Source organism: uncultured Parabacteroides sp., from assembly GCF_902493135.1.
Taxonomy (GTDB): domain Bacteria; phylum Bacteroidota; class Bacteroidia; order Bacteroidales; family Tannerellaceae; genus Parabacteroides.
The window spans coordinates 1-9,509 of sequence record NZ_CABUOD010000078.1; the positions used below are offsets into that span (position 1 = coordinate 1).

General features: G+C 50.0%; 9 protein-coding genes. 5 read left to right on the top strand and 4 right to left on the bottom strand.

Translation table 11 applies throughout. The annotated features are described in order from the left end of the window. Positions 1 to 227: 227 nt before the first annotated feature. The gene (locus RDN79_RS18565; RefSeq protein WP_298549154.1) at positions 228 to 938 is read right to left on the bottom strand and encodes an FKBP-type peptidyl-prolyl cis-trans isomerase; all 711 of its coding nucleotides are present in this window, start codon (positions 936 to 938) and stop codon (positions 228 to 230) included. Between the two features lie 14 nt (positions 939 to 952). Then, positions 953 to 1,540, bottom strand: coding sequence for an FKBP-type peptidyl-prolyl cis-trans isomerase (locus RDN79_RS18570; RefSeq protein WP_298549151.1), 588 nt, complete (start codon positions 1,538 to 1,540; stop codon positions 953 to 955). Positions 1,541 to 1,947: 407 nt separating this feature from the next. On the opposite strand from RDN79_RS18570, the gene RDN79_RS18575 reads away from it, so the two are divergent. The 5 genes from RDN79_RS18575 (at position 1,948) to RDN79_RS18595 (ending at position 8,282) form a co-directional block, all read left to right on the top strand. Then, entirely contained in the window at positions 1,948 to 3,138 is a 1,191-nt protein-coding gene (locus RDN79_RS18575; protein ID WP_298549148.1) for a glycoside hydrolase family 76 protein, read from the top strand. Positions 3,139 to 3,150: 12 nt separating this feature from the next. Further along, positions 3,151 to 4,620, top strand: a complete 1,470-nt coding sequence (locus RDN79_RS18580; protein WP_298549145.1) for a glycoside hydrolase family 125 protein — start codon at positions 3,151 to 3,153, stop codon at positions 4,618 to 4,620. Positions 4,621 to 4,865: 245 nt separating this feature from the next. Then, positions 4,866 to 5,561 carry an NAD-dependent deacylase gene (locus RDN79_RS18585; protein ID WP_298549143.1) on the top strand — a complete coding sequence of 232 codons (696 nt, stop codon included), beginning with the start codon at positions 4,866 to 4,868 and terminating at the stop codon, positions 5,559 to 5,561. 92 nt (positions 5,562 to 5,653) lie between these two features. Further along, positions 5,654 to 7,120, top strand: a complete 1,467-nt coding sequence (gene nhaC / locus RDN79_RS18590) for a Na+/H+ antiporter NhaC (protein WP_298549140.1) — start codon at positions 5,654 to 5,656, stop codon at positions 7,118 to 7,120. After that, the gene (locus RDN79_RS18595; RefSeq protein ID WP_298549137.1) at positions 7,089 to 8,282 is read left to right on the top strand and encodes a dicarboxylate/amino acid:cation symporter; all 1,194 of its coding nucleotides are present in this window, start codon (positions 7,089 to 7,091) and stop codon (positions 8,280 to 8,282) included. Before nhaC ends, RDN79_RS18595 begins: the two co-directional genes overlap by 32 nt. Here the strand turns inward: RDN79_RS18595 and RDN79_RS18600 are convergent. Both RDN79_RS18600 and RDN79_RS18605 read right to left on the bottom strand, forming a co-directional pair. Then, positions 8,267 to 8,737 (bottom strand): AraC family transcriptional regulator, encoded by a 471-nt coding sequence (locus tag RDN79_RS18600; protein ID WP_298549135.1) that lies wholly within the window; start codon positions 8,735 to 8,737, stop codon positions 8,267 to 8,269. The two genes, RDN79_RS18595 and RDN79_RS18600, sit on opposite strands and share 16 nt — an antisense overlap. 107 nt (positions 8,738 to 8,844) lie before the next feature. Then, positions 8,845 to 9,369 carry a 3'-5' exonuclease gene (locus RDN79_RS18605; protein WP_186930703.1) on the bottom strand — a complete coding sequence of 175 codons (525 nt, stop codon included), beginning with the start codon at positions 9,367 to 9,369 and terminating at the stop codon, positions 8,845 to 8,847. Positions 9,370 to 9,509: the final 140 nt, after the last annotated feature.

Here is a 9,509-nt window from a genome sequence, read left to right on the forward strand (position 1 = left end):
ATTCTTTGAAATAATGTTCAATATCTGCCGGTCCAGTTTGTCTATCTTCTCCATTGCTTGCTTACTTTACTTTCCTTTTTAGATTTAATGTATCAAAAGTATATAATTAATTTCAATACTATATCATTGTGAAAGAAAAAAGTATGAAATAAATAATAAAAGCGGGCGAAAAATGCTATTTAACATATTTCGCCCGTCCTAACCCGTATAAAACGATAGTTTATCTCTTATTTATCTTTTACGATATCCAGCAATTCGATTTCGAATTTCAGTGTGCTGTTCGGTTTGATATCCTGTCCCATGCCACGTTCGCCGTAAGCCAGGTCAGAAGGAATCCAAACGATATATTTAGAACCTACCGGCATCAACTGCAGCACTTCCGTCCAGCCCTTGATTACGCCTCCAACCGGGAACTCGGCCGGTTCGCCGCCACGGTCCATCGTGCTGTCGAATTTAGTTCCGTCCAACAACGTACCCGTGTAGTGAACTTTCACTTTATCGTCGGCAGTCGGTTTAGCGCCTGTACCTTCCGTTACGACCTGATACTGCAAACCGCTTTCAGTCGTGATAATGTCTTTCTTTGTTTTGTTTTCAGCCAGGAACTTTTCGCCTTCTTCTTTCGTCTTCTTGGCATCTCTTGCTGAAGCTTCCATAAAGTAAGTCTGGACATAAGCCTGTGCTGCCTGCGGAGTCATCTTCATAGCGGAAGAATCGCCTTTGATAGCCTGCACAAAACCAGCGATCAGATCATCTACGTTAGCAGGATCGCCCGGCAGAGTTTTCAAGTTATCTTTGTAACCTGCACCTGTGCTGATACCGATGGCATAGCTCACGCTATCTGCGGCAGTCTTCAGAGAGGCGCTTTTGTGTGAATCACCACATGATGTAATACCCATAGCTACAATCGCTGTAGCAACCAATACACTAATCTTTTTCATTTTTCTCTATTATGTTATTTTACTATGTCCAACAATTCAACATCGAAAACCAGTGCACTGTTCGGTTCGATCGCATCGCCAGCCCCGTGCTCGCCATAAGCGAGGTCTGAAGGGATGAAAAGACGCCATTTAGAACCTACCGGCATCAACTGCAACGCTTCCACCCATCCCGGAATCACCTGAGACACGCCGAATACGGCAGGTTCGCCACGCTCTACAGAGCTATCGAATACTGTTCCGTTGATCAATGTACCATGATAATGGCATTTTACCTTGTCGGAGGCAGCCGGTACGGCTCCTTCGCCCTGCTTCAAGACCTGATACTGCAAACCGCTGGGTAACGTAACGACTCCGGCTTTTCCCTTATTGATATTCAGGAATTCCTCTCCGGCTTTCTTATTAAGCTCCAGTCGTTCTTTCTGAAGATTCATGAAGTAATCGTTGATAACCTGTTTTGCTTCATCGTAACTGATTTCAGGTTCTGCTCCGCTGAGCACATCCTTCAATCCTTTTACAAAATCCTCAACCTGAAGATTATTAATGCCTGAGTTCTGGAAATTATTTCCAATGCTTAAGCCAAGTGCGTAACTAATCTTATCCATTCTTTTTCTTTTCAACTAATTATGAACCACAAAAGTAATGCTTTTAACCACACAAACATCAAACAGCAACACTTTTTTATTACATTTGCCTCACTTATTGGAAAACGAGCAACCCTGTGCATTGCCAAAAATGTCTATGTAGAAGCAATGTAAGAACAGAAGCCACCCGACATTTGTTCAGCCTCGACATCAGAGAATTCGAATTCCTACACTGCCGGGCAAATTTTATTTTCCTAAGGATAATCTTAAATGCATCTCACTCGATCCGAAGCAAGGCCCGCTCTCTCCTTTTTCGATGAAATTCATGCCAAAATGGTTCTTCCTTTCAGTTCATAAGGGCAAGACTGAGTGACAATATAGAATAAATCGTATCTTTGCGAAGAAAATGATATTTATTCTATTAGACCATGAAGCAACTGAATTTACTGATTATTCTTTGTAATTGCCTGCTGTGGGGAACATCTTGTAATTCTTCGACAGCCTCCTCCTCTACCGATCGCGATCTTTCTATCGCCGATTCGATGTTTACCAACATTCTGGACAAGTATAACGTCGAAAAATACGGCTTGTTGCAGGAAACGTATCCGGCCAATCCTGACAACCAGGTCACCTATCTGGCGGAAGGTTCGAAACAGAAACGGAACCAGGAGGTATCGTTCCTCTGGCCCTACTCCGGTATGCTGTCAGGGGGAATTGCGCTCTACAAGACAACGGGAGACAAGAAATACCTGAAAGTACTGGAAGAACGGATTCTGCCGGGGCTGGAGCAGTATTGGGATAACACACGCGAACCGCTCTGCTACCAGAGCTATCCGATGTTCAACGGGGAAAGCGACCGTTTTTATGATGACAACGACTGGCTGGCGATCGATTTCTGCGACCTGTATGCCTTGACGAAGAACAAGAAATACCTGGAAAAGGCCGAAGCGCTATACAATTATATATATAGCGGATGGGACGACGTGCTGGGCGGCGGCATCTACTGGTGCGAGCAAAAGAAGACGTCCAAGAACACATGCTCCAATGCGCCCGCAACCGTCCTCTGCATGAAACTATACAACCTGACAAAAGACAACGCCTACCTCGAACAGGCCAAGAAGACATACGACTGGACCAAAAACAACCTCCGCGACCCGGAAGATTTCGTTTACTGGGATAATGTCCGCCTGGACGGAAGCGTGGACAAAGCCAAATATACTTACAACAGCGGACAGATGATACAGGCCGGCGTCCTGCTCTACCAGCAATCGGGTGAAGAAGCTTATCTGAAAGACGCGCAGGAGACCGCCCAAGGCGCCTACCAACGTTTCACCGAAGTGCGCAAGGCCGTAGACGGAACGGAAACCCGCTTCTACACCGCCAGTCCTTGGTTCAACGTGATCCTGCTGCGCGGCCTGACAGCCCTCTATGAAGTGGACCATAATCCCGAATATATCCGGACAATGGCGGACAACGCCCGCTACGCATGGGAGCATACGCGCGACGTGAACGGATTCCTCGACAACGACTGGACTGGCATCAAGACCAAAGAGTATAAATGGCTGCTGGACAACGCCTGCATGGTCGAACTTTTCTCCGAAATCAATAACATCAAATAAATAGCAAACAAGATGACAACACGCAGAAACTTTCTGAAAACAGGCGGCCTCTCGTTGGCAAGCCTTATGGTGGGCCAGCACTCATTCGCCCGTATGGCTGAAAAAACCGACGACAAATTAACAGGGACTGCCTCCACCCTGCAATACGTCTGTAAGCGTCCGGCACCGGACAAACGTCAGTTCACATCCGAAGCCGTAGAGAAAGCGATCGCCACCACAAAGGCTAAGCTGAAAGACCCGAAACTCGCCTGGATGTTCGAAAACTGTTTTCCTAACACATTGGATACGACTTGCGAACACAAGATGGTGAATGGTAAACCCGACACCTTCGTCCTGACCGGCGATATCCACGCCATGTGGCTCCGCGATTCGTCGGCGCAGGTATTCCCGCATATCCAGTTCGCCAATGCCGATCCGAAAGTGAAAACCATGCTTGCCGGCGTCATCAACCGCCAGACCTGGTGCATCAACATCGACCCGTATGCCAACGGCTTCAACGAAGGACCGACCGGCAGCGAATGGGAAAGCGACTTCACGGATATGAAAAAGGAATTGCATGAGCGCAAATGGGAAATCGACTCGCTCTGTTACCCGATCCGCCTCGCCTACCATTTTTGGAAAAAGACAGGTGATACTTCTCCCTTCGATGCCGATTGGAACAAAGCGATGAAGACCGTTTACAAGACCTTTATGGAACAACAGCGTAAAGACAACCTCGGCCCGTATAAGTTCAGACGCAAGACGGACCGTCAAGGCGATACCTTGCTGAACGACGGTTGGGGCAGTCCGGTCAATCCGGTCGGTCTGATCGTTTCTTCGTTCCGCCCGTCAGACGATGCGACCCTGTTCGGGTTCCTGGTTCCCTCGAACCTGTTCGCCATCACGTCACTCCGCCAGTTGGCCGAGATGATGCGCGAGATCAAAAACGATAACGATTTTGCCCGCCGTTGCGACTCATTGGCAGACGAGGTAGCGGCCGCCGTAGAGAAATATGGAATCGTCAACCATCCGGAATATGGCAAAGTATATGCATTCGAGGTAGACGGCTTTTACAATCATGTGTTTATGGATGACGCCAATGTTCCGAGCTTGCTCGCGTTACCATATTTGGGATGCGTGGATATGAACGACCCGATCTACCTGAACACGCGCAAGATGGTGCTCAGCGATTCAAATCCTTATTTCTTCCAAGGCGAAGCCGGTGAAGGTATCGGCGGTCCGCATATCGGTTTCGGATATATCTGGCCGATGAGTATCATCATGCGCTGCAACACGACACACGACAACGAGGAGATCCGCAAATGTGTCAAGATGTTACGCGACACGGATGCAGATACAGGGTTTATGCACGAATCGTTCTACAAGGACGATCCAGCCAAGTTCACCCGCTCTTGGTTTGCTTGGGTCAACACATTGTTCGGCGAGATGATCTACCGCCTGGTTAATGAAGGAAAGGTGGATATCCTGAATGATTTAGGATAACAGGCTACAATTTTTATTTACAAAAGGCCGGTGTGATAAAACAATTTTGTCACACCGGCCTTTTTTGATTATCAAGCCGGATGAATCCGGTACGGAAGCCGCAGCCATAACAAATCCGCTTCGACCGCCCCTCCGGCTATGTACTGAAAGAAAAAAGTACGGGTGCAATCCTTTTTACAGACAAAGTTGGGAAGCCGGAAGATTTTTCTTTTCTATATTTGTAAGAAATATAGAACAACTGCCTTATGAAAAAGAAATTAGTCGTACTGACCGGTGCCGGGATGAGTGCCGAAAGTGGTATTTCGACCTTTCGTGACTCGGACGGACTGTGGGAGAAATATCGGGTAGAAGATGTGGCAACCCCGGAAGGCTTCGCAGCCGATCCGGAACTGGTGCTCAACTTTTACAACCAGCGGCGCCGGGAATTGCTGAACACGAAACCCAACGCCGGGCATATCGGGCTTGCCGACCTGGAACAAGAGTTTGACGTCCATATCATTACTCAGAACATCGACAACCTGCATGAGCAGGCGGGAAGCAGCCATGTGATCCATCTGCACGGTGAGCTGATGAAAGCCTGCTCCATGCGCGACCTGAATACGACATACGATATTTCGCCCGAAAATCCGGACCTGCATATAGGAGACAAGGATCCTCACGGGGTACAGCTCCGCCCCTTTATCGTCTGGTTCGGCGAGGCGGTCCCGATGATCGATCCGGCGATCCGCCAGGTGGAAGATTGCGACATCTTTGTGGTGATCGGTACTTCGCTCAACGTATATCCCGCCGCCGGACTGCTGAACTACGTGCGCCGCGGCCAGCCGATCTACCTCATCGACCCGAAAGAGGTAAAAGCCTATCGCGACGATATCCGTTTCATCCGGAAAGGAGCATCGGAAGGGGTGAAAGAATTGAAGGAGTTATTACTGCAAAATCATTAATACGTTCTTAAAATCAGTTATATAATAGGAACACTTTGAGGCTTTTCCATTAAATTTGCAAAGTAAACACATAGAAATAAGTATTATTGAGAATGGAGCATAATCCGACGAAGATTCCTTCGCCCTTACTTTCCCTGGTTCCCATACTTGTTTTGGTAACCCTCTTGTTTGTGACAATACGCACATTCGGCAGTGACGCCCTCAGCGGCGGAAGCCAGATCGTATTGCTTACCGCTACCGCCGTCTGCTGCCTGATCGCCATGACCTACAGCAAAGTGCGCTGGAAAGCGTTGGAACTGGCGATGATCAACAATATCACCGGCGTTGCGACAGCCTTGATTATCCTGCTGATCATCGGGGCGTTGTCGGGCAGCTGGATGATAAGCGGGGTCGTCCCCACTCTGATATATTACGGGATGCAGATCATCCATCCCAGTTTCTTCCTGGCATCGACCTGCATCATCTGTGCGGTCGTCTCGGTCATGACGGGAAGCTCTTGGACCACCATTGCCACTATCGGGATCGCCCTTTTAGGCATCGGACAGGCACAAGGTTTTTCCGACGGATGGATTGCCGGGGCGATCATTTCGGGCGCCTATTTCGGAGACAAGATATCCCCGCTTTCCGACACGACCATCCTTGCCTCATCGGTAACAGACACGCCTCTTTTCAAACATATCCGGTACATGATGGTCACAACGGTCCCTTCGTTGCTCATCACGCTCGTGATCTTCACGGTGGCCGGACTTTCGCACGAGGCAACGGCGACGGACCAGATCGAACAATACTCGATCGCCCTGAACAACACGTTCCACATCACACCGTGGCTGCTCATCGTACCGGTCGTCACCGGCATCCTGATTGCCAAAAGAGTTCCGTCGATCATCACGCTGTTCATCTCGGCGGCGTTGGCAGGCGTGTTCGCGTTGATCTTCCAACCGCACCTGTTGCAGGAAATATCCGGTTTACCGGTGGAAAATATCCAATCCGATTTCAAGGGCTTGTTAATGACGTTCTACGGCAGCACGGGTATAGAGACCGGCAATCCGGAACTGAACAGCCTGGTTGCCACGCGAGGCATGTCGGGCATGATGAATACGATCTGGCTGATCCTCTGCGCCATGTGCTTCGGCGGGGCGATGGCGGCAAGCGGAATGTTGGGCAGCATCACCTCCGTATTCCTGCGTTTCATGAAACGGACGGTCGGGCTGGTCGCATCGACAGTCGCATCGGGGTTGTTCCTCAACATCTGTACGGCCGACCAGTATATCTCGATCATCCTGACCGGAAACATGTTCAAGGATATTTATGAAAAGAAAGGATATGAAAGCCGCCTGCTGAGCCGTACGGTAGAAGACTCGGTCACCGTCACCTCCGTACTGATCCCGTGGAACACCTGCGGCATGACACAGGCCACGATCCTCGGAGTGGCGACATTCACCTATCTTCCCTATTGTTTCTTTAATCTAATCAGCCCGTTGATGAGCATCACGATTGCCGCGATCGGGTTCAAAATAAAAAGGAAAAATGAAAAAGCTGAAAGTGTCGTTACTGGCTAAAGTGGTCATTGCCATTGCCGCCGGTGTCGTGTTCGGGCAGTTCCTGCCCGGCGGGATCGCCCGCATTTTTGTTACGTTTAATTCTTTGTTCGGCAACTTCCTGTCGTTTTCAATCCCGCTTATCATCTTAGGGCTGGTGACACCGGCCATCGGGGAATTGGGCAAAGGGGCCGGCAGGTTGCTGGCATTGACCGCACTGATCGCATACGGTTCGACTGTCTTTTCCGGCTTCTTCACCTATTTCAGCAGTTCGGCGATCTTCCCCCATATCCTTCCGGTCAACACAGAGTTGACGGCGATGGAGAATCCCGAAGACTTCATGTTGCAGCCTTACTTCACGGTGGCCATGCCCCCGTTGATGGATGTGATGACGGCATTGCTGCTTTCTTTCACGATCGGGCTCGGCCTGTCCTATATCAGCGGAGGAGCGTTGCGGGAAGCCTTCTCCGATTTCCAGAAAATCATCGTCAATTTGATCGAAGCGGTTATCATTCCCTTGTTGCCGCTCCATATTTTCGGTATCTTCCTGAACATGACGGTGAGCGGACAGGTCATGAGTGTAATCGCCATGTTCCTGAAAGTGATCATCGTGATATTCGTCCTGCACGTATTATTGTTGCTTATCCAGTTCACCATCGCCGGCAGCGTCAGCGGAAAGAATCCGTTGCGGTTGCTGAAGAATATGCTCCCTGCATACGCGACCGCACTGGGCACGCAGTCCTCAGCCGCCACCATCCCTGTGACATTGGCACAGGCAGTCAAGAACGGCGTACGGGAGAACATCGCGATTTTCGTCGTTCCCCTTTGTGCCACGATACATCTGGCAGGCAGTACGATGAAGATCACAGCCTGCGCAATGGCAATCATGTATATGTCAGGCGAACCCGTCACTTTCACCGCCCTTGCCGGATTCATTATGATGTTGGGAGTCACGATGGTCGCCGCTCCCGGTGTACCGGGCGGAGCCATCATGGCCGCGCTGGGATTGCTGCAAAGCATGTTAGGGTTCAACGAGACCTTGCAAGCGCTGATGATCGCCCTCTACATCGCGATGGACAGCTTCGGGACCGCCTGCAATGTGACGGGCGACGGGGCGATTGCAATCGTGGTCGACAAGATCGCCGGTAAGCAAAAGACCGGGACGATTCAGTCGTCGAAATGATATTTCGCCCTCGGATCGTTCCCCCGCCATCCTCTCCTCCATTCGATGGGCTGGCGGCCGGCCAAACGGCTGAACCAACGAGCGAAACCGTTGACAGCGGAGAACTTTATCCATGTGCTGATCTCGCTACTGCTCATTTTCGTCTTTTCGAGCAATTCTTTGGCCATGAGAACCAAATAACGATCACGCCACACTTCGAAATGCATCCCCGTCATCACCCGGTAGAAGCCATTCAGGTCGCGCAACGAGATGCCAAGCCGGGCGGCATAGAAATCGCAGGTCTGATGACGATTGCGATGCAGCAAGTCGACAACGGCATCGATCACCTCGTTGCCCGACAGATAACGGGCAGGGCGGTCCGGAGCGACTTTTCCGCGCCACAAATCTTCTTCCGATGGTTTATAACTATCAAGCACACTCAGATACAAGTCTTCAGGGAGAATCTTTTTGAACATATCGAAAGAATTTAAGGTAAATGATGTTTCGACAATCAGAACAATAGCTCCCCAACAGACGTAGACGCGCTATTGTGTGGCCCGCCGGCTCCTAAACCCTCCATCTGTTAGAGTTCGCACAACCTTTCGACTCCTTTTTCCCGCATCATCGTCGCTGCGATATGCGCGCAGGCATAAGCATCGGCCATAGCGTGGTGGTGATAGGTCAGATCATACCCGCAATGGGCGGCGACGGTCTGTAGCTGATGGTTGACGAGGAAAGGATACATCCGCCTGGACAGGCGGCAGGTGCAATAGAACTGGTATTTGGGATAGGCGAGGTCATAGGCTTCATGGGCGGCCCGCAGGCAACCCTCGTCGAAGGGGCTGTTATGAGCGACCAGCGGGATATCCCGTAATTTACCGGCAATCCCGGCCCAAGCTTCCTCAAAGTCCGGCGAATCGATCGTGTCCTGCATGGTTATGCCGTGAACGGCAGTGGTAAACCGGGTGTAGAAGTTCGGATACGGACGGACCAGCGTGTAAATAGAGTCGACCACCTTATTGTCTTCAATAATAGCAATCCCGATACTGCATATACTGCTTCGTTTTCCATTGGCTGTCTCAAAGTCGATTGCGGCAAAACGTTCCATATTCTAACTGAAAGTTGAAAATTAATTGATTTTATAAATGCTGGTTTACTTGTTACTTTTGGCTTGATCCAAAAGTAACCAAAAGATCAAGGCTTAACCGTCCGGTCTACTCCGGGCAAAGGTTCCGCTGTCGCCTGCGA

Coding starts and splice junctions, on each gene's coding strand:
- RDN79_RS18565 (WP_298549154.1), bottom strand. CDS start 938: ATGAAAAAGATTAGTGTATTGGTTGCTACAGCGATTGTAGCTATGGGT.
- RDN79_RS18600 (WP_298549135.1), bottom strand. CDS start 8,737: ATGTTCAAAAAGATTCTCCCTGAAGACTTGTATCTGAGTGTGCTTGAT.
- nhaC (WP_298549140.1), top strand. CDS start 5,654: ATGGAGCATAATCCGACGAAGATTCCTTCGCCCTTACTTTCCCTGGTT.
- RDN79_RS18580 (WP_298549145.1), top strand. CDS start 3,151: ATGACAACACGCAGAAACTTTCTGAAAACAGGCGGCCTCTCGTTGGCA.
- RDN79_RS18585 (WP_298549143.1), top strand. CDS start 4,866: ATGAAAAAGAAATTAGTCGTACTGACCGGTGCCGGGATGAGTGCCGAA.
- RDN79_RS18595 (WP_298549137.1), top strand. CDS start 7,089: ATGAAAAAGCTGAAAGTGTCGTTACTGGCTAAAGTGGTCATTGCCATT.
- RDN79_RS18575 (WP_298549148.1), top strand. CDS start 1,948: ATGAAGCAACTGAATTTACTGATTATTCTTTGTAATTGCCTGCTGTGG.
- RDN79_RS18605 (WP_186930703.1), bottom strand. CDS start 9,369: ATGGAACGTTTTGCCGCAATCGACTTTGAGACAGCCAATGGAAAACGA.
- RDN79_RS18570 (WP_298549151.1), bottom strand. CDS start 1,540: ATGGATAAGATTAGTTACGCACTTGGCTTAAGCATTGGAAATAATTTC.